This window comes from Kushneria sp. AK178 (genome assembly GCF_053903105.1).
On sequence record NZ_CP096381.1, the window covers coordinates 180,334 to 204,252 of the forward strand.

Sequence of the window (23,919 nt, forward strand, 5' to 3'; positions counted from 1 at the left end):
TCCGCCGCCGGCCGGGAAGGGATTACGCGTCGCTCTGCTCGTCCAGCCAGGGCTGCTGCAGAATCCGGTCCACGTCGTTGAAGCGCGCAGCGGCGGTGCGCTGCTGATGCCAATAGGGGTAGATCAGCGGCGGGCGCCCGGCCTTTTCGATGGCACGAATCTCGTCATCGGCCAGCGTGAGCTCGGCGCCGGCGAGGTTGTCCTCGAGCTGCTCGTCCTTGCGCGCGCCGATCACGGCGGTGGTCACCCCGCGCCGGCCCAGAATCCATGCCAGTGCCACCCGGGCAGCGGAAACGCCGTGGGCGTCGCCCACTTCCACCAGGGTGTCGATGAGGGTGTAGAGCTGCTCTTCATCGCGAATGGGCGGCTCGGTCCAGCCCTGGCTGAAACGGGTGCCGTCCGGGTTCTGCTGGCCGCGACGGTACTTGCCCGACAGCAGACCGCCGGCCAGCGGGCTCCAGATCATGGTGCCCAGACCCTGATCGACCGCCATCGGCATCAGCTCGTATTCGGCGTCGCGCGACTGAGCGGTGTAGTGAATCTGCTGGCTGATCGGTCGGTGAAAGCCGTGGCGCTCGCACAGCAGCAGGGCCTTCGAGATCTGCCAGCCGGTGAAGTTCGAAACACCGTAGTAGCGGATCTTCCCATCACGCACCAGCTGATCCATGGTGGCCAGCGTCTCTTCCAGCGGCGTCAGGCCGTCCCACTCGTGCAGCTGGTAAAGATCGATGTAGTCGGTCTGCAGCCGCTCGAGGCTGGCATGGAGCTGGCGCAGGATGTGGTGACGCGACAGGCCGCTGTCGTTGGGGCCCTCGCCCATCGGAAAGCGCACCTTGGTGGTCAGCAGCAGGTCATCGCGCCGACCCTTGATCGCCTCGCCCAGAATTTTTTCCGAGGCGCCGGCGGAGTACATGTTGGCGGTGTCGAAAAAATTCACGCCGCGATCGATACACATGTCGATCTGACGGCGGGCACCCTCGACATCGGTATTGCCGAGACTGGCCATCCGGCCTTCGCCGCCGAACGTCATGGTGCCCAGTGTCATGGTCGAAATACGCAGGCCCGATTGGCCCAGATTGCGATATTCCACGCGAATCTCCTTATGTGTCTGCAGTAAATCAGACTGCGCCGCGCCCGGCGGGCGGCGGTCACTGCTTAGTGTGGACACACGATCATTATTTCAGCGAATGCCGAAGTGGTGACGCCAGCGGGGCTACATCAAAAAGTTGATGCCGATCAGCAACAGCAGCGCGGCGAAAAGGCGCTTCAAAAGCGTGGGCGAGAGCCGATGGGCCAGCCGCACGCCCAGCCGCGCCGACAACATGCTGGTCAGGGCAATGCCCGCCACGCCCGGCAGGTAGACATAGCCGATGCTCCACTCGGGCAGCTCGGCATGGCCGTGGCCGAACCACATGAACGACGCCGCCCCGGCGATGGCGATCGGCAGGCCGCAGGCCGCCGAGGTCCCCACCGCCTGCTGGGCCGGCAGGTTGCGCCAGAGCAGAAACGGCACGGTCAGCGAGCCGCCGCCGATGCCGAAGATCGCCGAGGCCCAGCCAATGATCGTACCGCCGCCGATCAGCCACGGCCGCCCGGGCGGGCGGTAGTCGGTACCGCCGCCCTTCGGGCGCAGGTTGAAGGCGATCTGGAGGGCCATGGCGATGGCAAACAGCCCGATCACCATCTGCAGGTCGTCCCCGGGAATCCACGAGGCGGTGAGCGCCCCCAGTGCGCAGCCGGCGACGATGCCGATGCTCATCCAGCCCACCAGCGGCCAGCGCGTGGCGCCCTTGAGGTGATGCCCGCGAATCGAGTTGAGCGAGGTGAAGACAATGGTGGCCAGTGAGGTGCCCACCGCCAGATGGGTCATGACGGCCGGGTCCACGCCCTGCAGGGTAAAGCTGTAGATCAGGACGGGGACAATGATCAGGCCACCGCCGACGCCGAACAGGCCCGCCAGGATGCCGGCCACAATGCCGAGCGCCATATAGAGAAGAAAGATCATGCGTTATCCAGAATCGTCATGCGAAGGGGTCGCGTGCCGGGAGGCGGTCGACGTATCGATCAGCATAGCGTCTTCAGGTTCAGCGGTAGAGCCCCCGCTGGCGGTACGCTTCCGGTCGCGGCCGGCTTAACGCATTGTTACGACATTGGCGCGATGCCACGCTGTCGTCCACAATTTTAGTTAATCTCGATTTACCTTTTGCGCGCGCTCAGTATCGCTTTTGCCCGATGGCTGATCGGCGTGCGCAGCATTGATCCGCTGCACACGGAATGCGGCACCTCACCTCACTGGAATGTTCATCGATGACCAAAAGACAGGTTGCCAATCCCGAGCGGGAAGAAGGCTTTGCCCCGCTGGGCGACTACGCCGCCATCGGCGAGGGGCGCTCGGTAGCACTGATTGCCCTTGATGGCGCCATCGACTGGTGGTGCGCGCCGAGCATGGACAATTCGCCGCTGTTCGATCGGCTGCTCGAACCCGAAGTGGGTGGTTACTTCTCGCTTACGCCGCGCCACGACTATCGGGTCGAGCGCCAGTATCGTGACAACAGTAACGTGCTGGAAACGACCTTCATCACTGAAAACGGTCAGGCACGAGTAACCGAGTCGATCAACAGCAACACCGCCGGGCGGCTGCCCTGGTGCGAGCTGGCGCGGCGCGTGGAAGGGCTCGAGGGCGAGGTGGTCTTTGATATCTGCTTTCACGCCGGCACCCGCACCGAAACGGTCAGCCCCTGGCTGCAGCATACCCCCATGGGACGGGTCTACAACGTGGGCCATCTGATGGCCATGCTGCGCTGCTCGGATGATGTGGAGATCACGGCGTGTTGCGATCGTTTCACCGAGGGCACGCTCACCGCCCGTGAGGGGCAGCGCTCGATGGTGGCGCTGCTGGCTACCGAGGGGCAGCCGCTGGCCGTGCCGTCGACCGACAGCATCGATGAGCGCATCGAGGTGAGCGACTTTGCCTGGCGCGACTGGGTGGAAAAGCTCGATTTTGACGGCGACTATCACGAGTGGGTCAATCGCTCGGCGCTGGCGCTGAAGTTTCTGCTTTATTCGCCCAGCGGCGCGATGGCCGCCGCGGCGACCACCTCGCTGCCCGAGCGTATCGGCGGCGAGAAAAACTACGACTACCGCTACGCCTGGGTGCGCGATGCCTGTCTGATGATCAAGGCGTTCGTGCATGCCGGCGCCATCGAGGAGTCCCAGGCGGCCTTTTCGTGGCTGACCGAGACGATCCGCCGTCACGGCCCCAACATGCGGGTATGCTACACGCTCGAGGGCGATCTGATTCCGGCCGAAACCCACCCGCCGCTGACCGGCTACAAGGGATCACTGCCGGTGCGGGTAGGCAACAACGCCCGGGACCAGATTCAGCTGGGCATGTATGGCGACATGCTCGCCACGGCGTCGCTGTTTATCGATGCCGGCCATATCATCGATCTCGATACCGCCCGGCTGCTGGGCGATCTGGCCAATCAGTGCGCCGATCGCTGGCGTATCCGCGATGCCGGCATCTGGGAGCTGCCCGGCGAGGCGCAGCACTACACCCACTCCAAGATGGCCTGCTGGCTGTCGCTGACCCATGCGGTACAACTGGCCGAGGATGGGCACATCGAGCCCACCTGGAAGGATCGCTGGAAGCGGGAAAAGGATCGCATTGCCGACTGGATCGAGACGAACTGCTGGTCCGAGGCGCGCGGCGCCTATGTCTTTCATGAAGGCGTGGAAGGACTCGATGCCGCGCTGTGTCTGACCCACCGCTACGGTGCCGAGGTCAATCGCGAGCGCATGCTTTCGACCTACCGCGCCATTCGCGAGGAGCTGGGCCGCGGGGCGCTGATCTATCGCTACTCCGGGGCCCATGAAGAAGAGGGCGCCTTTGTGGCCTGCTCCTTCTGGATGGTCGAGGCGCTGGCAGCCCTGGGCGAGAAGGAGGAGGCCCGCGAGCTGATGAGCGAGGCGCTCGAGGCCACCAACGGCAATCTGGGGCTTCTGACCGAGATGGTCGACCCCTCGACCGGCGAACACCTGGGCAACGTGCCCCAGGGCCTCAGCCATCTGGCGCAGATCTGCGCGGCCAATGCGCTCGCCGGATACACCATCGAGGATGCGCACTACTGATCCGGACACGACCCGCCGGGCATGACCCACGCCCCCTGCGCCCTGCGATGCAGGGGGCGTTTTTTTGACCACCTGCCCGCGGCAGGCCCGGGCAGGTGGTGCCACGCTATGACGGAATCGGCAACGGACACTGGATCGGGAGGAGACGGCCATGCTCAAAAAGGGCTTGTTGTGCGCCAACTGTGGCGTCCAGTTTGCTGAAAGTGAACACTCACCCACGCGCTGTCCCATCTGCGAGGATGAACGCGAGTTCGTGCCCGTTCAGGGCCAGCGCTGGACCACGCCCGGGTCACTTTGTGAACGTCATGCCAATGTGTTCGAGCAGCTCGCGCCCGGCCTTTTGAGCCTTCGCACCACCCCCGGGTTCGGCATCGGCCAGCGGGCGCTGCTCCTGCAGACGCCCCGCGGCAACGTGCTGTGGGACTGCATCAGCCTGCTTGATGACGCCACGCATCAGCTGATCGAGGGGCTGGGCGGGCTGAGCGCCATCGCGATCTCCCATCCGCATTACTACAGCACCATGGCCAGCTGGGCCGAGGCCTTTGACTGCCCGGTCTACCTGCACGGTGATGACCGTGAGTGGGTCATGCAGCCCTCCGAGCGGCTGTCGTTCTGGCCGGGGGATCGACTCGAGGTGCTGCCGGGGGTGACCCTCTACCGGCTGGGCGGGCATTTCCCGGGGGCCAGCGTCCTGCACTGCCCGGAGAAGCGGCTGTTGCTGGGCGGCGACACGCTGCTGGTGACGCCGGACAGGAAGGCGTCGTTCATGTGGTCCTATCCCAACAACATTCCGCTGCCGGCGAGTACCGTCAAAACGATGGGCGAGACGCTGGCGGGGCTCGAGTTTGACGCCCTGTACTGCGCCTTCAAGGGCAGCGAGATTGTGGAAAACGCGGGGCAGGTGGTGCAGGCATCGGTCGAGCGCTACTGCCGCGCGCTCGAGCAGGTGGGGCCCTGATCGGTGCCCGTGACAGGACAGCAGCTCCATGACAAAAGTGCGCCCCCTGACACGACAGCGCCCCCGTGTCGTCATCGAGCACGGGGGCGCCGGGTGGTGTATCGCGGGATTACTCCCGGGGCATGACGCGGATCAGCGCGTCATCGCCATTGTCGGTCAGAATCCACAGCGCGCCGTCAGGGCCCTGTTCGATATCGCGGACCCGGCCCAGGTCTTCAAGATAGCGCGCCTCGCCGGTCACGCGGGCGTCTTCCATGGTCAGCCGAACGATGCCGCCGGGCTTGAGCGAGGCGATCAGGGCATCACCCTGCCAGCCGTCAAACGCATCACCGGTATAGAAGGTCATGTCACCGGGGGCGATGACCGGATCCCAGTAATAGACCGGCTGCTCCATGCCCTCCTGCTGCGTAATGCCCTCACCGATATCCGCGCCGGAATAGTCCTCGCCATAGGTGATGACCGGCCAGCCGTAGTTGAGCCCGGCCTCGGGACGGTTGAGCTCATCGCCCCCTTTCGGGCCGTGTTCGATGGTCCAGAGCTCGCCGGTCTCCGGGTGCAGGGCGGCGCCCTGAATGTTGCGGTGGCCATACGACCATATCGCGTCCATCGCATTATCGCGGCCCACGAAGGGGTTGTCTTCAGGGATGGAACCGTCGGCGTTGACCCTGGCCACCTTGCCGATCGTGTTGTCCAGCGTCTGGGCCAGCTGGCGCGGCTCGACCAGCGAGCGCTCGCCCAGGGTGATCCAGAGTCTGCCATCCTCGCCCCATACGAGCCGGGAGCCAAAGTGTTTGGTGGAGTCCCACCCCGGCTGTTGCTGAAAGATGACCTCGACATCGCTCAGGCGCGTATTGTCCTCGGAGAGGCGGCCGCGGGCCACGGCGGTGCCGTTTTGATCGCCATCGCGTGGCTCGGCGTAGCTCAGATAGACCCACCGCTCGGTGTCGAAATCGGGGCCGAGGCTGACATCCAGAAGGCCGCCCTGGCCTCTGGCATCCAGCTCGGGCAGACCCTCGATCGGCTCGGACATCTCACCATCCGGCGTAATGAGACGCAGCCGACCGGCGCGCTCGGTCACCAGCATGTCACCGTCGGGCAGAAAGACGATCCCCCAGGGGTGTTCCAGATCGTCGGCCACGGTCTGCGTGTCGAACTCGACCGTCCCTTCCAGCTGCGGTGCGCGGGTCTGACCCTCGAAAGCGGGTGTCTGTGAGGGGGCGTTGGGTGGGCCAACGTCAACCGGCTCGGCCACGGCGGGCGTCGTGGTCATCAACACAGCGATAAAGGGCGATAGAAACGGCACGACACGCATGGACACTCTCCCGGTGGTCTGAATCAATGAAAACGGCCTGATTCAGCCTCGCATGCCACACGCGTCGATGCCCGCCGCCTTCAGCTCCGGCTCAAGGCGGCGCCGAAAACGCCGCCGGGGAAGCTACAGCGTGCCGTCCGCGATCGCCCTCGCCATGGTCGGTGCCAGCGGCAGGCGGGGCAAAAGGGTGGCCTGATAGGCGTGATAGAGATCCGGCTTGCCCGACCACACGGTGCTCGACGGCTGATTGTGGCGGTCGAGTTCCTGATGCCAGCTGCCCTGCTCGCGATCGATCATGAACTGATCGATATAGTCCCAGAAGCGGCGATACCAGTGCTCGTAGTCGCCATCGCCGGTGCGCTTGAGCAGCATGGCCGCGGTCGCGGCCGCCTCGGCCACCACCCAGTGCATGCGCTCGTGCACCACCGGTTGGTTGTCCCAGTCGTGGGTGTAGATCAGCCCCGGCGCGCCATCGACGTGCCAGGCCAGCTCGATGGCGCTGTGAAACAGGCCACGGGCGTCCTCGATCAGCCAGCCCGGCGTTTCGTCGCCATCGCGCAGCAGGCCGCCTTCAAGGTGCAGCAGCAGCCGCGCCCACTCGAAGGCGTGACCGGGGGTGGCGCCATAGGGGCGAAATGGGTCGCCGGGCCTGTCCCGGTTGTAGTCGCGCCACGCCTGCCAGTCGCTGTCGAAGTGCTCGATCACGCGGTAGTCGTTGGACGGGGCGTGGTCGTGGATGATCTTCTCGACAATCGACAGGGCGCGCTGACGCCATTTGGCCTCCTCGAGCACGTCGGCGAGCTGCAAAAACGCCTCGGTGGCGTGCATGTTGCTGTTGCCGCCGCGATACGCTTCCTCATCACGCCAGTCGCGGGAGAAACTCTCGCGCAGCCGGCCCTCACTTTCATCCCAGAAGCGCGTCTCGAGGATATCGATAATGTCCCCCAGCAGCGGCCCGCCATCCTCGTGACCGGCCTGCCAGGCACTGGCGGCGGCCAGCGCGACAAAGGCGTGGATGTAGGCCTGCTTGGTCGGCGCCTCGCCCTCGCGGGGCAGCGCGCCAAACCAGCCGCCGTGCTCGTCATCATGCAGGGCGCCGCGCAGCGCCGCCACGCCGTGGGCCACCAGCGGCATGGCGCCGGGCTCGCCGCGCATGGCGGCCAGCGCGAAGCAGTGGGTCATGCGCGCCGTGATCAGGGTATCGGGGCGGGCATCGCCGGGCAGTCGGCCCGCGTTATCCAGCGCCGCGAAACCGCACTCGCCGTGGCGCGAGGCGCGATAAAAGGCCAGCAGGCGCTGGCCCTCGGCCTCGAGCCAGTGATGATGGGCGGGGCGGTCGAGCCAGCTGTCATGCTGCGGGGGCAGGATCGATGGGGTACCGGGCATGCTGCAGAGCCTCCTTCATCCGTGCTGTGGGTGTATCGATGCCGGCTCGCCATGAAGACCGGGCCGAGGCGATTCCGGGGGCATCGAGGCCCCGGGTGTCGTTTTTTTGACATCCTGATGGGCGTATGATCGACCCGCAAGCCTTCTTTCATCCAACCGGCAGTGTCGGCACCATGTCTCCCGAACTCTTCTGGGCCTTTCTGGCCGCATCAATACTGATCAGCATCACGCCCGGCGCGGGCGCCATCAATACCATGTCCAACGGCATGCGTTACGGGCTCAAGCGCAGTCTGCCGGCGATTCTGGGGCTTCAGGTGGGGCTGGGGCTGCAGATTCTGGTGGTGGGGGCCGGGCTCGGGGCGCTGCTGGCCTCCTCGGAGCTGGCCTTCATGTTGATCAAGTGGGTCGGCGTGGCGTATCTGATCTATCTGGGCATCAGCAAATGGCGCGAGCGGGCGGTGGACATCAACGCCGCCCCGACGGATGCTCCCCGCGAGTCCGCCATGAGCCGCTTCTGGAAAAGCGTGCTGGTCAACGTGACCAACCCCAAGGCGACCATTTTCATGATCGCGCTGCTGCCGCAGTTTCTCGACCCGGCGCTGTCGCGCGTCATGCAGTTCACCGTCATGGGCGTGACCATGATCGGCATCGACATCCTGGTGATGTGCGGCTTTGCCGGTCTGGCCACCCTGGTGGCCCGCTGGCTGCGCTCACCGCGCCAGCAGCGACTGCTCAACCGCCTCTTTGGCGGGCTCTTTGTCTTCGTGGCCGGGCTTTTGGCCACCTGGCGGGCCTGAGCGGTGTCAGTCGACCCAGGGCCAGGGCATATCGATCGCTTCGGGATAGGGTGCTGGTGTAAAGGGCTTTCTCAGCGGCTGCATCAACTGACCCCACCACCGGTCGTGCTCGGGTGACTTGAAGTTCTTGAGACCGCCCGTGGGCGTAAAGGTGATCTCGCCAAAGTAGACGCGCCCATCCGTCAGATAGAGATCCACCCGGGCAAAGTCGAAGCCTTCGGAGAGTCTTTTGGCCACCTCGATGGCCTCGTCGAGCTTTTTCGGTTTCGGAATTCGCCGTCCGGTGGTGAATTGCTCCTGGACAACCTCGACCAGATTCCAGTCCACGTCGTAGTAGTCGACGGCAAAGTCGGTGAAGCGGTCCTGCACCACCTCGATATAGATTTCAGGGTCGCGCCGGTCCGGCCGTCTGAAGCAGTAGAACTTGAAGTCCATGGGCGGCCGGTCATGGTCATCCAGCAGCAGGTCCTCGAACAGCAGTCGGGGTTCGATCGCCCGGTAATGCGATTCGCGGCTTACGGCGTAATAGTCGGCATCCAGCCAGTGCCGGCCGATGCTTTCCAGCAGCCACAGCGGATACTGCTGCTTGTGTCGCACCAGCAGATTGAAGCCCGAGCCGTGGTTGCCCTTCATGACAAAGCTTTCCGGCAGTGCCCGGTACAGCGCCGGCGTCAGTTCGGTGGCATGCCCATGGCAGGGAATCAGATATTCGTCGCCGACCGTGGCCGCGACATAGTCGCGCACCGCGTACTTGTCACTCAGGATGGTGTAGACCGGCTCGGGGTCAAAGCGTCGGCAGCAGATCTTCTCATTGAAGGTCTGCGGGTTGGTCAGGTTCGGAAACCGGCCGAACTCGCGCCGGTAGACAAAAGCGACATACAGCCTGTCACTGATGCGCGATGTGAACATCCTGCGCACCCGTCGAGCGAGCGTTTTGTAGTGCAGGCCGGCAGGCTGCTGCCGGTACCCGTCGGTTGGCTCTTCGTTATCGAGCGATGCTCTCCTCATACCACACGCTTCCTTGATTGCAGGAGAAGAAAGGCTTTCGTCCGCGCTGGTCGACTCCTGTCGACATCATGTCATGTATTTCTGTTATCGATAACCTTGCTGGAAAACGCACGGTTTCGGCTTAAAAAGACCTGAAGTGCCGCTTTGACAGGCCGGAAAGGGCCTCGAACGGGAGAGCGCGCATGGTGATTCGATGGTCGATGGCGCGGGTCGGGTGACCCCTGTCAGGTCAGCGTCATGGGCCCTTTGCGCGGCAGATAATGCACGTGCAGGCAGCCGTGATGTGGCGAGCGCTCGACCACGGTTTCCACGCCGTAGACATCGCGAATGCGCTCGGGAGTAAGCACTGACGCCGGTGTGCCGGCGGCAGCCACGCGGCCTTCCTTCAACAGCACCAGCTGGTCGCAGAACATGGCGGCGAGGTTGAGATCGTGCAGCGCCATCACGCAGGTGGTGGCGAGCCGTCGGACGAGGGCGAGAATCTCCAGCTGGTGCTGGATATCCAGGTGGTTGGTGGGTTCGTCCAGCAGCAGCTCGCGAGGGTTCTGGGCCAGCGCCCGGGCGATGTGGACGCGCTGGCGCTCGCCGCCGGACAGCGTGTGCCAGCTCTGATGGCGCCGCCCGGTCATGCCGACCCGGGCGAGCGCCTGCTCGACGGCGGTGCTGTCCTCTTCGCCCCAGCCGCTGAGCATCGAGCGCCACGGCGTGCGCCCCAGACGCACCACGTCGAGTACGGTGACATCGGCATCGGTGGTAGCGCTTTGCTCGACCAGCGCCAGCCGTCGGGCCACGTCGCGGCGCCTGAGCTGTCCGATCGGCGCGTCATCGAAGGTGATCACCCCGTCGGTGGCGCGGCGCAGACCGCACAGCAGGCGCAGCAGCGACGACTTGCCCGAGCCGTTGGGGCCGAGCAGGGCGACGGTCTCGCCGGGCGTGATCGCAAGGCTCACGTCATCGACGATCAGGCGGCCGGCCGTCGACCAGCTCACCCCTTGTGCCTGTATCGACATCCTGTGGCTCCTCGGGTAGGTAAGTGCTCGCTTTCGTTACAGCGGCGGTCTCGCACGGTAGAGAATCATGGCAAAGACCGGCGCGCCGACCAGGGCGGTGACCACGCCGATGGGCAGGCTCTGGTGGGGCAGGATCACGCGCGAGACGATGTCGGCCAGCACCATGAAGATCGCGCCGATCAACAGCGAGGCCGGCAGCAATCGTACATGGGCGGTACCGACAATAAAGCGTGCGGCGTGCGGAATCACCAGCCCGACAAAGCCGATGGCGCCGACCATGCTGACCATGGTGGCGGTCATCAGCGCGGTGATGGCAAACAGGATCAGCCGCACCGCGCCGACCGGAATGCCCAGCGCGGCGGCAGCATCCTGCCCGAAGGTAAAGGCGTCCAGCGCCCGGGCAAACAGCAGACAGATCAAAAACCCCGGCAGAACCACGGCCAGTGCCAGGGTGACATCCGGCCAGCGCACGCCCCCCAGATTGCCCAAAAGCCAGAACATGATGCCGCGCACCTGCTCGGCGCTCGCCGAGGTACTGATCACCCAGGCGGTGAGCGCGTTAAACAGCTGCGAGCCGGCCACGCCGGCCAGAATAATCCGGTTGGGACTGGTGGAGGCGCCGCGCGACAGCGCCAGCACGACGGCAAAGGCGCCCAGTGCGCCCAGAAAGGCGCCCAGCGACAGGCCGACGACGCCACCGCCCACGCCGAGCACCATGATGGCCACTGCGCCGGTCGAGGCGCCCGCCGAGATGCCCAGCACGTAGGGCTCGGCCAGCGGATTGCGCAACAGCGCCTGCAGGATGGCGCCGCACAGTGCCAGCCCCGCGCCGCAGCAGGCGGCGACCAGTGCCCGGCTCAGGCGGTACTCGCGGATGATGCTCTCGTGAATGCGATCCAGTGGGTACTCACTCACGCCGAGCGCGTTGCCCAGCGCCTTGAAGGTGGTGGTCAGCGGAATATGAATCTCGCCGATCGATACCGCCAGCGCCATTGCCAGCGTCAGCACCAACAGACCCAGTACGATCAGCCCCAGGTGCAGGCCCTGCCGATGCCGGGTGCCGGAGGCTGTCAGACTCATGGTGTCCCATCCGGCGCCGGCGCATCGGTCAGCCCCAGTCTCTTCAGCCCTTCGGCCACGGTTTCCAGACCCTCAACGGTGCGCAGGGTCGGGTTCATCGCCTGGGCATCCAGCACGATAAAGCGGCGGTGTTGCACGGCGCGCATTTCGCGGGTGACCGGATCGCTTTCCAGAAACGCGATCTTTCGGGCCACGTCATCGGCCGGGAAGTGGCGGCGCTGCATCTCGCCCAGCACGATCACGTCCGGGTCGGCCGCGGCGATGCGCTCCCAGCTGACTGCCGGCCACTCCTCATGGCTTTTGATGATGTTGTGCGCGCCCAGCTTGTTCATGATGTCGCCCGGCGCCCCCAGTTGCCCGGCCACCCAGGCATCGCCCGAGAGTTCGGCGCTGGAAAACCACCACACCATGGACAGCGCCTGCGGCGTGCCGGTCGCCTCGGAGATGGCACGTGTCTCGCGCGCCTGCAGGGTGTCGATCAATTCATTACCGCGCTCGGTGACGTTGAAGATGTCGGCAAGCTCACTGATTTCGCGATAGACCAGCGCCATGTCGAAGGCGCGGGTGCGGGCGCCATCCGCGTTGGTGTCGCCGCCGTAGGTCCGCCCCACGCAGTCGGTCGGGGAGAGGTAGGTGGGCACGCCGAGGGCGGCGAACTGCTCGCGGTCGGCGATGCGGCCCTGCGGGCCGACATCATTTTCAAACTGCGCCGCCACCAGGTCGGGGCGCTTGCCCAGCACGCTCTCGAAACCCGGGATGCCGCTCGAGAGCCGCGGCACGCGCGCGTTGGCGGCCTTCAGCGCTTCCGGCACCTCCCCGATCCAGACGGCGCTGGCCGCCAGGCGATTTTCAAGCCCCAGCGAAAGCAGGATCTCGGTGGTGTTCTGGCCGATGCTGACTGCCCGCTGCGGCGGCGCCTCGAACGTGATCTGCCGGCCGCAGTTGTCCAGCGTGATCGGGTAGTGGCCGTCACGCTCGCCGGCCGGCGCCTGAAGGGCGAAAGCCATGAGCAGAAGCAAAAAAGCAGCAGAGCGCAGAAGGGCAGCGGGCATTGAAGGGTCCGGTGAGCAGGCAACAGGTCGAGACGTGAACATACCCGACGAACCGGATCGACAAAAGCGAGCGGGATTCAGTCGGGCATGTGATGGCATTCATGCCGGGGTCAGGCGCTGGCGCGTTCCTGGCGCAGTGACAGTACCAGCATCCACAGACACACTGCCGAGCAGGCCGCCATCGCCAGCACCACGGCCGTGACCGAGGCCGGCAGGCGCGAGGAGAGGGCACTCACCACGCCGGCGATGCCGAACTGTGACGCCCCCAGCAGCGCGGCCGCCGTGCCGCTGTTGACGCCGAAGTATTCGATGAACGAGGCCTGGATGTTGGGGGCGATCGCCCCGACCATGCCGATGCTGACCATCATGGTTGGCAAGAAAAGGTACAGCGGCGCATCGAGGACGCTTGCCAGCAGTGCGGCGGCCACGGCCGTGGCCTGAATGCCGGTCGCCACGCGCAGGATACGACGCGAGCCAAAGCGCTCCAGCAGCGAGCGGTTGGTCAGATTCGCCAGCAGCATGACGATCACGTTGGCCCCGAACAGCAGCCCGAAGGTGTGCTCATTGGCGCCGAAGTGGGTCTGATAGACAAAGGAGGCGTGGGTGACAAAGATCATCAGCACCGAAAACGACGCCGCCTGCCAGAACAGGAAGGGCAGCGCCTGGCGGGTGGCGAGCACCTGGGCGTAGCGCCTGAAGATATTGACCTTCGGGCCCGGCGCACCGGCCGGCGCGGTGTGACCGGCCTCCTTGAAGGCCACGATTTTCAACAGCGGAATGACCAGCAGGGCGTAGAGCGCCAGAAACAGAAAGATGAACGACCAGCCGCCCAGCGCCAGCAGCGCCCCACCCACCGTGGGCGCAATGCCGGGCGCGACCACCATGATCAACCCGATCAGGCTGAAAAGGCGCGCGGCCTCCACGCCCTGAACGCGGTCGCGCACCAGCGCCGGCACCGACACCAGCGTCCAGCCGGCACCGAAGGCCTGCAGGGCGCGAAAGGCCAGCACGCTCTCGAGCTGCTCGCTCTGCCAGATCAAAAGGCTGGCCACGCTGTAGAGGATCAGCCCCGAGAACATGATCTTCTGGCGACCGAACTGGTCGGACAGCGGCCCGCCCACCAGCTGGCCGATCGACATGGTGAAGATATAGACCGACACGCTCAGGGAGACATCGCTCAGGGGCACGCCCAGCGACTCGGCCATGGCAGGAAAGGCGGGCAGATAGGCGTCGAGCGAGAAGGGGCCGATGGCGGCCGTCAGCGCCAGCACCACGGCCAGCGGAAAATGTGAGGGAGTTCTGGATGCCATGAAGCGTTGTCGCCTGAATAACCGTCGATGATAGGAAACCGCCATTATGGCGAAGTGAGATGCATTATCAACGCGGGGCCGCCCGGCTGTCCCCGAAAGAGGTCCGTTCAGGCAGGCCCCGGTACATTGGGGGCCGGGGGCTCAGGGCCGGTCGGTCAGCGTCTCGCAGGCATGGGCAATGCGCTCGCACGCCTCGCCCAGGCGCTCGGTAGCGGCGGCAAAGGAGATGCGAAACCAGGGCGCCAGGCCAAAGGCCGTGCCCGGCACCACCGCGACATGCGCCGACTCGAGCAGAAAACGGGCCACATCGACATCGCGCTCGAGCACCGCGCCGTCCGGCGTGCGCCGCCCGATCAGCCCCTGGCAGCTGATGAAAAGATAGAACGCGCCTTCCGGGGCGCGGCACGACAGCCCGTCGATGGCATTGAAAGCGGCCGTGCACATGTCGCGGCGCTGGCGCAGGATCTCGAGGTGTTCGTCAAGAAATTCCTTCGACCCGTTGAGCGCCTCCACCGCCGCGGCCTGGGAGATGGCGCTGGGGTTGGTGGTCATCTGCCCCTGCAGCATGGCCATGGCGCTGATCAGATCCTTCGGCCCGCCGCCAAAGCCGATGCGCCAGCCGGTCATGGCGTAGCCCTTGGAGACGCCGTTGACGGTCAGGGTGCGCTCGAACAGTTCGGGGACGACGGCCGCCAGGGGAGTAAAGGTCCAGTCGTCGTAGGCGAGGTATTCATAGATATCGTCGCTGATCACGAACACGTGGCGGTGGCGCTTCAACACCTCGCCGAGGGCGATGAGCTCCTCGCGGTGATAGCCGGCCCCGGTCGGATTGGCCGGTGAGTTGAGGATCAGACATTTTGTCTGTGGGGTGATCGCGGCCTCGAGCTGCTCGGGGGTGAGCTTGAAGCCCTGGTCGTCACCGCACTCGACAATGACCGGCATGCCGCCGGTCAGGCGCACCATGTCCGGGTAGGAGACCCAGTAGGGCGCCGGGATGATCACCTCGTCTTCGGGGTCGATCAGGGCCATCAGGGCATTGAAGATAACCTGCTTGCCGCCGGTGCCCACCGAGATCTGATCGGTGGCGTAGTGCAGCCCGTTGTCGCGCTCGAACTTGGCCGCGACCGCCTGCTTGAGCTCGGGGGTGCCATCGACGTTGGTATAGCGGGTGTGGCCCTCGTCGATGGCGCGCTTGCCGGCATGGGCAATATGGGCGGGCGTGTCGAAGTCGGGCTCGCCCTGCGACAGGGAGATGATGTCGAGCCCTTCCCGGCGCATGTCGGCGGCGCGGCGCGAGATCTCGATGGTGGCCGAGGGGGCAATCGTGCTCAGGCGGCGGGCAAGCGTGGTCATGATCGGCGTTCCGGTCAGCAGGAGAGAAGCCTTCAGCGTAACGGCTCTGGCCGCGCACGGCCACGCTGTGCCGATCAGGTTGGTGTCTGACGAATCAGCTGGCGCAGCAGGCGCATCATGGCGGCCACGCCCGGCGGCAGCTGCTGGCGGCGCAGGCTGACCAGTCCGTAGGGCTGCACGCTCAGTCGTTTGGACAGGGCGATGATGCGAAAGCGCTGTGGGTCGCACAGAAGCTCCGCCACGCCCCGGGTCGCCACCGTGAGAAACGATGAGGCGTTGACCAGCGCCAGCGAGGTGGTCAGGTCCGAGGTGTCGACGATCCAGTGCGGCGGTTCCAGGCCGCGGTGGCGCACCAGATCATCGACGCGCTGGCGCATCAGGGTGCCGGGCGGCTGCAACGCCCAGGGGTAGTCGACCATGGCGCCGAGATCCGGCACCGGCTGCTCGGCCAGCGGATGGCTGCGGCTGCAGATAAAGCAGATTTCTTCCTCGCCAATCTCCTCGAACACGAAGTGCTCGCCGGAAAAGCCGGCCGGGATACGAGAGATTACAAAATTGTAATGACCATCGAGCAGGCCGGAGATCAGGGCGCGGCTGACATCGACATGGACGTTGATGCGCAGTCCCGGGCGTTCGCCGTGCATCTGCTCGATGGCGCGGGTCAACAGCGCCACGGCCGGTTCCATCACCGTGCCGACCCGCACCAGCCCCGCATGGCCGGCCTGGATGGCGTTGAACTCCTCCCCGGCACGCTCGAGCTCATCGATGATGGTGCGCGCGCGGCGAATCATCAGCTCGCCGTACAGGTTGGGCGACAGCCCGCGGCCGTGACGCTCGAACAGCGTCGTACCCAGCCGCTCCTCGAGCTCGATCAGCAGCCTCGAGGCGGCCGGCTGGCTGATGCCCAGCACTTCGGCGCTGCGATGCAGGTTGCCCTGCTCGCCGAGGGCCACGAACAGCTGCAGATGACGCAACTTTAGTCTCGATCGGAAAAACCAGTCTTCGGGCAGAGTCCCCATGACGTGCGGCTCGTTATCAGAGTGATATCAAAATGGTCATCGATTTTCGTCATGACCGGCATTGGTCGGGTATTGCCCGGGGAAGATATCGTCTGTGCCATCGTACTTACAGCGATGTAAGGCATTTTGCGACCAATGGCGTATCGAAGCGCTTCGAGCGTCATGGTCTGACCCGGAGCCGGTTATGCCCAACGCCCCCGAAGCCGCACTGTCGACACCTCTTCTGCTTTCGATTTCGGCGATGGCGATCGCCATTTTGCTGGTGCTGATCATTCGCATCCGCCTGCACCCCTTCTTCGCCCTGGTCATCGTCAGTATCGGGACGGCGCTGGCCACCGGCATCGGAGTCGGCAACCTCATCGAAACCCTGACCGGCGGTTTTGGTCAGACGCTTGGCAATGTGGCCATGCTGATCGGCTTTGGCGCCGTGCTGGGGCGGATCGTGGCGGTATCCGGCGGGGCCCGGGTGCTCTCCGATACCCTGATTCGCATCTGTGGGCGCGAGCGCGCCCCACTGGGGCTGTCGATCGCCGCGCTGTTGTTCTGCTTTCCGATCTTTCTCGACGCCGCCTATGTGGTGATGCTGCCGATCATCTTTGCGGTAGCGCGCGAGCTCAAGGGCTCGCTGCTGCTCTACGGGCTGCCGGTGGCGGGCTCGGCGCTGGTCATGCACGCCCTGATGCCGCCCCATCCCGGCCCGGTCGCCGCGGCGGTCTTTCTGGAGGCCGATATCGGTCTGGTGCTGTTCGTCGGACTGCTGGTGGGGCTGCCCACCTGGTACGTAATGGGCTATCGCCTCGCCGTATGGCTGGCCAACAAAACGCCGTTTCAGTCGGTGCCCGATGTGATGGGCGGTGAGGAAGACGACGGCGGCCCGCAGCCGGCCTTTGGCACCGTGCTGCTGGTGCTGTTGCTGCCGCTGGTGCTGATCTTCATGAACACCGGCATCTCGACGCTGATCTCGGCCGGTACCCTGCCGGATGACAATGCCCTGCTGGATGCCCTCGTCGTGGTCGGCGAAACCCCGATTGCGCTGTTGATCAGCACCTGCGTGGCGATGTGGCTGCTGATCTTTCGTCGCGGGCTCAAGGAACCGATGGAAGCCGTCAACGACATCATCGAGAAGGCGCTCGCGCCGGTGTGCACCATCATCCTGATCACCGGGGCCGGCGGCATGTTCGGCGGCGTGCTCACCGCCAGCGGTATCGGCAACGCGCTGGCGGAAAGCCTGGATGCGATCGGCATGCCGCTGATCCTGGCCGGCTATCTCATCGCTTCGGTCATTCGTATCGCCCAGGGCTCGGCCACCGTGGCCGGCACCACGGCTGCCGGCATCATGGCGCCCGCCGTGCTGGCCGAACCGGCACTGGCCGGCATGCCGGCGGCCTGTATCACCACGGCGATCGTGGCCGGTGCCATCGGCTACTCCCACGTCAACGACTCGGGCTTCTGGCTGGTCGGCCGGTTTCTGCAGGTCGAGACCCGCACCATGCTGCGTACCTGGAGTGTGATGTCGACCGGTATTTCACTGATGGCCTTTGCCCTGGCCTGGGCGCTGTTCGCGCTGGTGGCCTAGGCCGTCGTCCCGTCATCCACGGGCCCGTGACAGAGCGGGCCTGATCAAGCCCCACACAAGGAGATGGACCCATGCCTTATACCGCTGATGACTGGCCGATCACGGCCGCCACGCTGCCCTTTCCGGGCGTTGACCCCCAGGGGCGTCCCGTCAACGAGTCCGATGCCGATCACTGGCGCAGTGTCTTTGATGAAATACGCGCGGCAGACTTTACCAATGTCGATCTCTTCGACAACTGGATCAAGCCGGGCGATCTGTCGACCCCGCGGCTGGATGAGCTGGTACGCACGGCACGGGAGGCCGGCGTCGGTCTGCCCGCCATTTCGGCAGTGCGTCGCAGTGTCATTGACGAAGAGCATGGCGAGGAAAACCTGGCCTATAGCCACCGTACGCTGGAAGCCGCTGCAGCCATGGGCGCTCGCGTGGTCTCGGTGGGACTGCACCAGGCACTGACGCCCGAGCAGCAAAAGCAGCTGTGGTTCTGGACGGTAGAGGGTTACAAGTCACCGGAAGGCGATCGGGACATGTGGAACCTGACCGTCAAGCGCCTGCAGGAGCTGGGCCGCCACGCCGAGGAACTGGGCCTTCTGATCTCGCTCGAGATGTATGAGGACACCTATATCGGTACGGCGGATTCCACCGTGGCGCTGATCAAGGACATCGGTCTGGACAACGTCGGCATCAACCCGGACGTGGGCAACCTGGTGCGTCTGCACCGCCCGATCGAGTCCTGGCTCGAGATCATGGAAAAGACCCTGCCCTACGCCAACTACTGGCACGTGAAGAACTACATGCGTGATGAGGACGTGGCTCGTGACCACTATATGGCCATACCCACCTCACTGGAGCTGGGGCTGATCAACTACCGCAAGTCGATGGAGATCGCGATTGCCAACGGCTTTCAGGGCATGATCTGTACCGAGCACTACGGCGGCGATGGTCTGAGCGTGTCCAGCACCAATCAGCGTTACCTGCGTGAAAAGGTTCTGCCGCGCAGTAGCGATTACGCGCTCGGCAAGAGCCGGGTTCGCCAGGGTTGATCCGCCCCTGACCGCGATATGACAACAGCATGACCACAGGGAGTAATGTTTCATGACACGCAAGATTGCCATTGTCGGTTCAGGCTACATGGGTGGTGGTATCGCCCAGGTCATGGCACTGGCCGGTGCCGACGTATTGATCAGCGATGTGTCGCTCGAGGTGACGCAGGCCAACCGCGAACGCCTCATCGAGGAGACCCGTCAGTTTGTTGCCGATGGCCTGTTCCCGGAGGATGCCGTCGAACGCATCGAACGTCAGGTGAAGGTCGCCGATTCGATCGAGGACGCGGTGCGCGATGCCGACTTCATCGAAGAAGCGGTGCCCGAGAAGATCGACATCAAGCATGACATCTTCAAACGCGTCAGCGCCGCGGCGCGTCCGAACGCGATCATTGCCACCAACACCTCGACCATCTCGATTGCCAAGCTGTCCGAGGCCGTGACCCACCCGGAGCGGTTTCTGGGCGTGCACTTCTCCAACCCGTCGCCGTTCGTGCCGGGCGTGGAGATTATCCCGCATGAAGGTACGGCGTCCGATATCGTCGAGAAGGCCTGCGAGATCGTCCACGAGACCGGCAAGGAAACCGCCACGGTCAAGGACGTCACCGGCTTTGTGCTCAACCGGCTGCAGTATGCGCTGTTTCACGAGGCGACCCAGCTGCTGGAAGAGGGCGTGGCCAGCGCCGAGGACATCGATACGCTGGTGCGTACGACCTTCGGGTTCCGGCTGCCGTTTTTCGGCCCGTTCGCGATCGCCGACATGGCCGGGCTGGACGTCTACAACTTCTGCTATCAGTCGCTGCAGACCGACTTCCCCGAGCGCTTTGCCACGCCCGAGGCGCTGAGCTCGCTGATCGATCAGGGCAAGATGGGCACCAAAAGCGGCGGCGGCTTTACCGACGTGCCGGCCGAGCGCATCCCCGATCTGATCGCCTGGCGCAACCGGGCCTACGTGAAGCTCTCCGAGCTGATGAAGGAACTCGGGCCGCCGCCGATGAAGTGATCCGGCGCCTGCCTTCGAGCGACAGCGCCCGTCCGGCTTGCCGGGCGGGCGTTTGTCATGTCTGAAAAGGGGCTGACGACAGCGGGGCATGACTGGAGCGCCCGGCGATGCTGCGCCAGGCTTGCTGATGACATGTTCATTACAAGGAGCGATTCATGGCATCACGACGCGATTTTCTGGCCCTGAGTGCCGTGGCCGCCGCCGCAGGCGTGGCCGCACCGCGACTCATGGCCGCAGAGAAGGACAGCGATAGCGGTCAAAGACGACGCGACGAGGCGCTGCCGAACAATCCGCCGCTGGCCATGGATCGCTTTCCCCCCGAGCACAAGTACGGCGTGGGCGGGACGCAGCTGGGCAACATGTTCGAGGTCACGCCTGATGAGACGGCCGCGGACATGCTGGCGGCGGCCTGGGAAAGCGGTACCCGCCACTTTGATACCTCCCCCTGGTACGGGCTGGGGCTTTCCGAACGGCGTCTGGGTCGATTCCTGTTCGACCGGGACCCGAGCGAGTACCTGCTCTCGACCAAGGTCGGGCGGCTGCTGGTGCCGGATGCCTCGACCGACAACGTCGCCAACTGGAAGGGCAACCTGCGCACGAACTACCGCTATGACTACTCCGCCGACGGCGTGCGCCGCTCCATCGAGGACAGTCTGCAGCGCATGGGCGTGTCCAAGATCGATCTGGTCTATATCCACGACCTGGCCCCGAGCAACGGGGACATGGGCGAGGAGTGGAAGGATTACTTCGAGATCGCCCGCAAGGGGGCCATTCCCGAGCTCGAGCGTCTGCGCGATGAAGGCATCATTGGCGGCTGGGGCATGGGCGTCAACGATATCGAGCCGAGCCTGGCCGCGATGGATGCCGGGGACCCGGACGTCATTCTGCAGGCCACGCAGTACACCCTGCTCAACCATCGCGATGCGCTGGACCGGCTGTTCCCGGTCTGCCGCGAGCGCAATGTGCCGCTGGTGATCGGCGCGCCGCTGGGCTCGGGCTTTCTGGCCGGCAGCACCCACTGGATGTATAGCACCGACATTCCCGAAGGCTTCAGGCAACAGCGCGAGCGCATCAGCGCCATCGCCCGCGAGCACGGCACGGACCTGCGCACCGCGGCGCTGCAGTTCACCGCCGCCCCGGATGTGGTGGGCGCCACCATTCCCGGCGCCCGTACGGCCGAGCATGCCCGTGAAAATCACGCCTCGATGACGGCGAATATTCCGGCGGAGTTCTGGGGCGCGCTGAAATCGGAAGGGTTGATCGAGCAGGATGCCCCCGTGCCGGGCTGATGCCTGCCGGATGGCCGGGTGTCACCCGGCCGTTTGCGAAAGGGCTCGATGGCCGATGCGCCATCGTTGGGTTCCGATTCTTCAGGGGCGATGTTTCACGTGAAACATCGCCCCTGTTGATGACACGAATGGTGTTCTAGCCCATTGCCTGAGTGATCAGGCCGAAGCGTGTCAGCGGCCCGGTGTCTACCGCCGGGCCGCAGCGCATGCGCACGACTCGATCCACGCAGACAAGTCCCGCCTCACGCAGCCCCTCATCGTCTTCCGGATCGACCAGGTCCAGTCGCACGAAGGCGCCCTCGGCGCGCGCCAGCAGCGAGGAGACCAGCGTCCGGGCCTGTTCCGGCGTCTCGGCCATGACAGGACCAATCTGGTCACCGCGGCCGAAGGGCCGGCGCAGGGCCAGTCCCACCAGCTGCCCGTCGCGCTCGATGACGGCACCATCCGTGGCCTGATGCACCGCAGCCGCGTGAACCGGGTTGTCGGGCGACAGTGCCACGGCGGCGTTCAGGTCGTGCGCGGCCAGCGGGCGCAATCCGGCAACGCTGTCGGCCATCGGCGGAGCCGCGGTGACGACGCCCTGATACTGGCAGACCGTATTACACGGCATGAAACCGAGCTTTTGATAGAGCGGCGCGCCGGCCACCGTGGCCACCAGAAACTGCGTGCGATCCCCGGCCAGTGCCATCAGGCGGGTCATCATCGCGCGTCCCAGTCCCCGGCCCTGCCAGGCATCACTGATGATGACCAGTCCCAGCGTGGCAGTACGTCCCTGCGGGAGGCAGAAACCGGTGCCGATCAGCGTGCCGTCATCGTCTTCCAGTGCCACGCCGTGGCCCAGCTCGAGGATCATGGCCCAGTCCTCGAGTCGGTGAGGCCAGCCCAGCTGCCGTGACAGCGCTTGGGCTTCCGCCAGATCGGTGTCGTGGAAGGGGCGCCAGCAAGGCTCCTGTGCGGCATCGGTCGTGGGCTGTGGGGATAATGAAGGCATGACAGGACTCCCATGGAAATATCGGCGTGTCGTGGCGCTGACTGTCGCATGCACCCGGCGTGCGTGCCACATCATTGAGGACCGGGTAGCGCAATTCGGCAGATCCGACCGAATCGATGATCCAACGGCGTTGATGGGCGATCTGAACAGCTGATGCTGAGGCGACAGTGTCGTAACGGCTGTCATGTCATAATCCCGCGCTGGCAGGAAGGGTTCCGTGGCAGGCATGCCACGACAGGAGAAGGGGAGTTCAATCATGTTCGTCAACGTGGAGGCCGTTCAGGACAGTCCCGACTTTCCCGAACAGGTCGATGTCGTGGTCATCGGCGGTGGCATCGTGGGCACCACCACGGCTTTTGAACTGGCGTGTCGGGGCGTGTCGGTGGCGCTGCTGGAAAAGGGTCTGATCGGCGGCGAGCAGTCGAGTCGCAACTGGGGCTGGGTGCGCCAGCAGAATCGCGACATGTTCGAGCTGCCGCTGGCGATGCACAGCCTGAATCGCTGGGAGGCCCTGTCCGGGGAGATCGGGCGCGACGTGGGCTTTCGCCGCAGCGGCATCGTCTATACCACCGACAATCCCGAGAGCCTGGCCAAATGGGAGGCGTGGGGGGAGAAGGCGCGGGCCCACGGCTTTGTCAGCCATGTACTCACGGCCGAGCAGGCGCACGAAAAGGCGCCGGGCACGACTTCGCGCTGGCTCGGCGGCATCTTCTCCCCGACCGACGGGCACGCCGAACCCGCCATGGCCTGTCCGGCGATCGCCCATGGCGCCCGCGAGCGCGGCGCATATTTGCATCAGAACTGTGCGGTGCGCGGGCTGGAGATTGCTGGCGGCCGCGTCACGGGCGTGTGGACCGAGCGCGGTCTGATCCGCACCTCGAGCGTGGTGTGCGCCGGGGGCGCCTGGAGTTCGCGCTTCTGCCGTCGCCACGGGGTCGAGCTGCCCGCGGCCAACATCATGGGCACCACCCTTCAGACCACCCCGGGCGATCAGGTCACGCCGGGCTGTCTGACCACGCCGAAAATTGCCCTGCGCCGGCGGCTCGATGGCGGCTATACGCTGGCCATGCCGGGCCAGGGGCGGGTCGAGATCAGCCCGCAGGGGCTTCGCTACGCCACGAAATTCTACGGCGCCTATCGCAGCAAGCTGGCCAAGAAGCTGCAGGTGCGCATCGGTCGCTCCTTCTTTCGCGGGCCGGAGGCCGCCGGCAGCTGGCAGTTCGATCAGGTCTCCCCGTTTGAAGCGCAGCGCATTCTGGATCCCATGCCCGACATGGCGCAGGCCCGCGCGGCGCTGGCCGGGCTGCACGCGGAGTATCCTTCGCTCAAGGGCGTTCATATTGCCCGCGCCTGGGGAGGCATGATCGATACCACGCCGGACATGGTGCCCATCATCTCGCCGGTCGAGGACATCCCGGGACTGGTCATTGCCTCGGGCTTTTCCGGTCACGGCTTTGGCATCGGTCCGGCGGCCGGACAGCTGACGGCGGATATCGTGACCGGTGCCACGCCGGTGGTCGATCCGGCACCTTACCGGCTCGATCGCTTTGCCCGCGGCAGTCGCATTCGCCAGCCCGAAATGATGTGACCCGCCGCAGGCTGTG

20 protein-coding genes are annotated in these 23,919 nt (G+C 65.2%); 8 read left to right on the forward strand and 12 right to left on the reverse strand.

Annotation, left to right across the window (positions count from 1 at the left end):
* Positions 1-22: 22 nt before the first annotated feature.
* Together M1D97_RS00830 and M1D97_RS00835 are read right to left on the reverse strand one after the other, a co-directional pair.
* Positions 23-1,090, reverse strand: coding sequence for an aldo/keto reductase (locus M1D97_RS00830; RefSeq protein ID WP_456268849.1), 1,068 nt, complete (start codon positions 1,088-1,090; stop codon positions 23-25).
* Positions 1,091-1,213: 123 nt separating this feature from the next.
* A complete protein-coding gene (locus M1D97_RS00835) occupies positions 1,214-2,005 on the reverse strand; it encodes a sulfite exporter TauE/SafE family protein (RefSeq protein WP_456268850.1) in 792 nt (263 codons plus the stop codon).
* A 302-nt stretch (positions 2,006-2,307) separates the two neighbouring features.
* Here M1D97_RS00835 and M1D97_RS00840 point away from each other — a divergent pair, with 302 nt between their 5' ends.
* Together M1D97_RS00840 and M1D97_RS00845 are read left to right on the forward strand one after the other, a co-directional pair.
* Complete coding sequence (locus tag M1D97_RS00840; protein ID WP_456268851.1) at positions 2,308-4,131, forward strand: glycoside hydrolase family 15 protein; 1,824 nt, start codon at positions 2,308-2,310, stop codon at positions 4,129-4,131.
* A gap of 151 nt (positions 4,132-4,282) precedes the next feature.
* Positions 4,283-5,089: an MBL fold metallo-hydrolase gene (locus M1D97_RS00845; RefSeq protein ID WP_456268852.1), complete on the forward strand. Its 807-nt coding sequence runs from the start codon at positions 4,283-4,285 to the stop codon at positions 5,087-5,089.
* A 109-nt stretch (positions 5,090-5,198) separates the two neighbouring features.
* Here the strand turns inward: M1D97_RS00845 and M1D97_RS00850 are convergent, their stop codons facing one another.
* Together M1D97_RS00850 and M1D97_RS00855 are read right to left on the reverse strand one after the other, a co-directional pair.
* On the reverse strand, positions 5,199-6,401 hold the full coding sequence (locus tag M1D97_RS00850; RefSeq protein ID WP_456268853.1) for a PQQ-dependent sugar dehydrogenase: 1,203 nt from the start codon (positions 6,399-6,401) through the stop codon (positions 5,199-5,201).
* Between the two features lie 123 nt (positions 6,402-6,524).
* Positions 6,525-7,787 (reverse strand): D-mannose isomerase, encoded by a 1,263-nt coding sequence (locus M1D97_RS00855; RefSeq protein ID WP_456268854.1) that lies wholly within the window; start codon positions 7,785-7,787, stop codon positions 6,525-6,527.
* A gap of 125 nt (positions 7,788-7,912) precedes the next feature.
* Here M1D97_RS00855 and rhtB point away from each other — a divergent pair, with 125 nt between their 5' ends.
* Positions 7,913-8,584 (forward strand): homoserine/homoserine lactone efflux protein, encoded by a 672-nt coding sequence (gene rhtB, locus M1D97_RS00860; RefSeq protein ID WP_456268855.1) that lies wholly within the window; start codon positions 7,913-7,915, stop codon positions 8,582-8,584.
* Positions 8,585-8,590: 6 nt separating this feature from the next.
* On the opposite strand, the gene M1D97_RS00865 is transcribed toward rhtB, so the two are convergent.
* From M1D97_RS00865 to M1D97_RS00895, 7 genes are all read right to left on the reverse strand, one after another.
* A complete protein-coding gene (locus M1D97_RS00865) occupies positions 8,591-9,493 on the reverse strand; it encodes an ATP-grasp fold amidoligase family protein (protein WP_456268856.1) in 903 nt (300 codons plus the stop codon).
* Between the two features lie 323 nt (positions 9,494-9,816).
* On the reverse strand, positions 9,817-10,602 hold the full coding sequence (locus M1D97_RS00870) for an ABC transporter ATP-binding protein (RefSeq protein ID WP_456268857.1): 786 nt from the start codon (positions 10,600-10,602) through the stop codon (positions 9,817-9,819).
* A 36-nt stretch (positions 10,603-10,638) separates the two neighbouring features.
* Entirely contained in the window at positions 10,639-11,595 is a 957-nt protein-coding gene (locus M1D97_RS00875) for a FecCD family ABC transporter permease (RefSeq protein WP_456270244.1), read from the reverse strand.
* Positions 11,596-11,678: 83 nt separating this feature from the next.
* Entirely contained in the window at positions 11,679-12,734 is a 1,056-nt protein-coding gene (locus M1D97_RS00880) for an ABC transporter substrate-binding protein (RefSeq protein WP_456268858.1), read from the reverse strand.
* A gap of 110 nt (positions 12,735-12,844) precedes the next feature.
* Positions 12,845-14,044, reverse strand: a complete 1,200-nt coding sequence (locus M1D97_RS00885) for a multidrug effflux MFS transporter (protein WP_456268859.1) — start codon at positions 14,042-14,044, stop codon at positions 12,845-12,847.
* A 141-nt stretch (positions 14,045-14,185) separates the two neighbouring features.
* Positions 14,186-15,397: a pyridoxal phosphate-dependent aminotransferase gene (locus tag M1D97_RS00890; protein WP_456268860.1), complete on the reverse strand. Its 1,212-nt coding sequence runs from the start codon at positions 15,395-15,397 to the stop codon at positions 14,186-14,188.
* A gap of 74 nt (positions 15,398-15,471) precedes the next feature.
* Positions 15,472-16,371, reverse strand: coding sequence for a LysR family transcriptional regulator (locus M1D97_RS00895; RefSeq protein ID WP_456268861.1), 900 nt, complete (start codon positions 16,369-16,371; stop codon positions 15,472-15,474).
* A 229-nt stretch (positions 16,372-16,600) separates the two neighbouring features.
* Between M1D97_RS00895 and M1D97_RS00900 the strand changes: the two genes are divergently transcribed.
* From M1D97_RS00900 to M1D97_RS00915, 4 genes are all read left to right on the forward strand, one after another.
* On the forward strand, positions 16,601-17,992 hold the full coding sequence (locus M1D97_RS00900) for a GntP family permease (protein WP_456268862.1): 1,392 nt from the start codon (positions 16,601-16,603) through the stop codon (positions 17,990-17,992).
* A gap of 71 nt (positions 17,993-18,063) precedes the next feature.
* A complete protein-coding gene (locus M1D97_RS00905; protein WP_456268863.1) occupies positions 18,064-19,032 on the forward strand; it encodes a sugar phosphate isomerase/epimerase family protein in 969 nt (322 codons plus the stop codon).
* 52 nt (positions 19,033-19,084) lie between these two features.
* Entirely contained in the window at positions 19,085-20,035 is a 951-nt protein-coding gene (locus M1D97_RS00910) for a 3-hydroxyacyl-CoA dehydrogenase family protein (protein ID WP_456268864.1), read from the forward strand.
* Between the two features lie 155 nt (positions 20,036-20,190).
* A complete protein-coding gene (locus tag M1D97_RS00915) occupies positions 20,191-21,324 on the forward strand; it encodes an aldo/keto reductase (protein WP_456268865.1) in 1,134 nt (377 codons plus the stop codon).
* A gap of 136 nt (positions 21,325-21,460) precedes the next feature.
* On the opposite strand, the gene M1D97_RS00920 is transcribed toward M1D97_RS00915, so the two are convergent.
* The gene (locus M1D97_RS00920; RefSeq protein ID WP_456268866.1) at positions 21,461-22,315 is read right to left on the reverse strand and encodes a GNAT family N-acetyltransferase; all 855 of its coding nucleotides are present in this window, start codon (positions 22,313-22,315) and stop codon (positions 21,461-21,463) included.
* A 256-nt stretch (positions 22,316-22,571) separates the two neighbouring features.
* Between M1D97_RS00920 and M1D97_RS00925 the strand changes: the two genes are divergently transcribed.
* Positions 22,572-23,903 (forward strand): NAD(P)/FAD-dependent oxidoreductase, encoded by a 1,332-nt coding sequence (locus M1D97_RS00925; protein ID WP_456268867.1) that lies wholly within the window; start codon positions 22,572-22,574, stop codon positions 23,901-23,903.
* Positions 23,904-23,919 lie beyond the last annotated feature (16 nt).

What these genes read in the sequence shown, in the direction of transcription:
- M1D97_RS00835 (WP_456268850.1), bottom strand. Translation starts at nt 2,005, where the DNA reads ATGATCTTTCTTCTCTATATGGCGCTCGGCATTGTGGCCGGCATCCTG.
- M1D97_RS00840 (WP_456268851.1), top strand. Translation starts at nt 2,308, where the DNA reads ATGACCAAAAGACAGGTTGCCAATCCCGAGCGGGAAGAAGGCTTTGCC.
- M1D97_RS00845 (WP_456268852.1), top strand. Translation starts at nt 4,283, where the DNA reads ATGCTCAAAAAGGGCTTGTTGTGCGCCAACTGTGGCGTCCAGTTTGCT.
- M1D97_RS00850 (WP_456268853.1), bottom strand. Translation starts at nt 6,401, where the DNA reads ATGCGTGTCGTGCCGTTTCTATCGCCCTTTATCGCTGTGTTGATGACC.
- M1D97_RS00855 (WP_456268854.1), bottom strand. Translation starts at nt 7,787, where the DNA reads ATGCCCGGTACCCCATCGATCCTGCCCCCGCAGCATGACAGCTGGCTC.
- rhtB (WP_456268855.1), top strand. Translation starts at nt 7,913, where the DNA reads ATGATCGACCCGCAAGCCTTCTTTCATCCAACCGGCAGTGTCGGCACC.
- M1D97_RS00865 (WP_456268856.1), bottom strand. Translation starts at nt 9,493, where the DNA reads ATGTTCACATCGCGCATCAGTGACAGGCTGTATGTCGCTTTTGTCTAC.
- M1D97_RS00870 (WP_456268857.1), bottom strand. Translation starts at nt 10,602, where the DNA reads ATGTCGATACAGGCACAAGGGGTGAGCTGGTCGACGGCCGGCCGCCTG.
- M1D97_RS00875 (WP_456270244.1), bottom strand. Translation starts at nt 11,595, where the DNA reads ATGGCGCTGGCGGTATCGATCGGCGAGATTCATATTCCGCTGACCACC.
- M1D97_RS00880 (WP_456268858.1), bottom strand. Translation starts at nt 12,734, where the DNA reads ATGCCCGCTGCCCTTCTGCGCTCTGCTGCTTTTTTGCTTCTGCTCATG.
- M1D97_RS00885 (WP_456268859.1), bottom strand. Translation starts at nt 14,044, where the DNA reads ATGGCATCCAGAACTCCCTCACATTTTCCGCTGGCCGTGGTGCTGGCG.
- M1D97_RS00890 (WP_456268860.1), bottom strand. Translation starts at nt 15,397, where the DNA reads ATGACCACGCTTGCCCGCCGCCTGAGCACGATTGCCCCCTCGGCCACC.
- M1D97_RS00900 (WP_456268862.1), top strand. Translation starts at nt 16,601, where the DNA reads ATGCCCAACGCCCCCGAAGCCGCACTGTCGACACCTCTTCTGCTTTCG.
- M1D97_RS00905 (WP_456268863.1), top strand. Translation starts at nt 18,064, where the DNA reads ATGCCTTATACCGCTGATGACTGGCCGATCACGGCCGCCACGCTGCCC.
- M1D97_RS00910 (WP_456268864.1), top strand. Translation starts at nt 19,085, where the DNA reads ATGACACGCAAGATTGCCATTGTCGGTTCAGGCTACATGGGTGGTGGT.
- M1D97_RS00915 (WP_456268865.1), top strand. Translation starts at nt 20,191, where the DNA reads ATGGCATCACGACGCGATTTTCTGGCCCTGAGTGCCGTGGCCGCCGCC.
- M1D97_RS00920 (WP_456268866.1), bottom strand. Translation starts at nt 22,315, where the DNA reads ATGCCTTCATTATCCCCACAGCCCACGACCGATGCCGCACAGGAGCCT.
- M1D97_RS00925 (WP_456268867.1), top strand. Translation starts at nt 22,572, where the DNA reads ATGTTCGTCAACGTGGAGGCCGTTCAGGACAGTCCCGACTTTCCCGAA.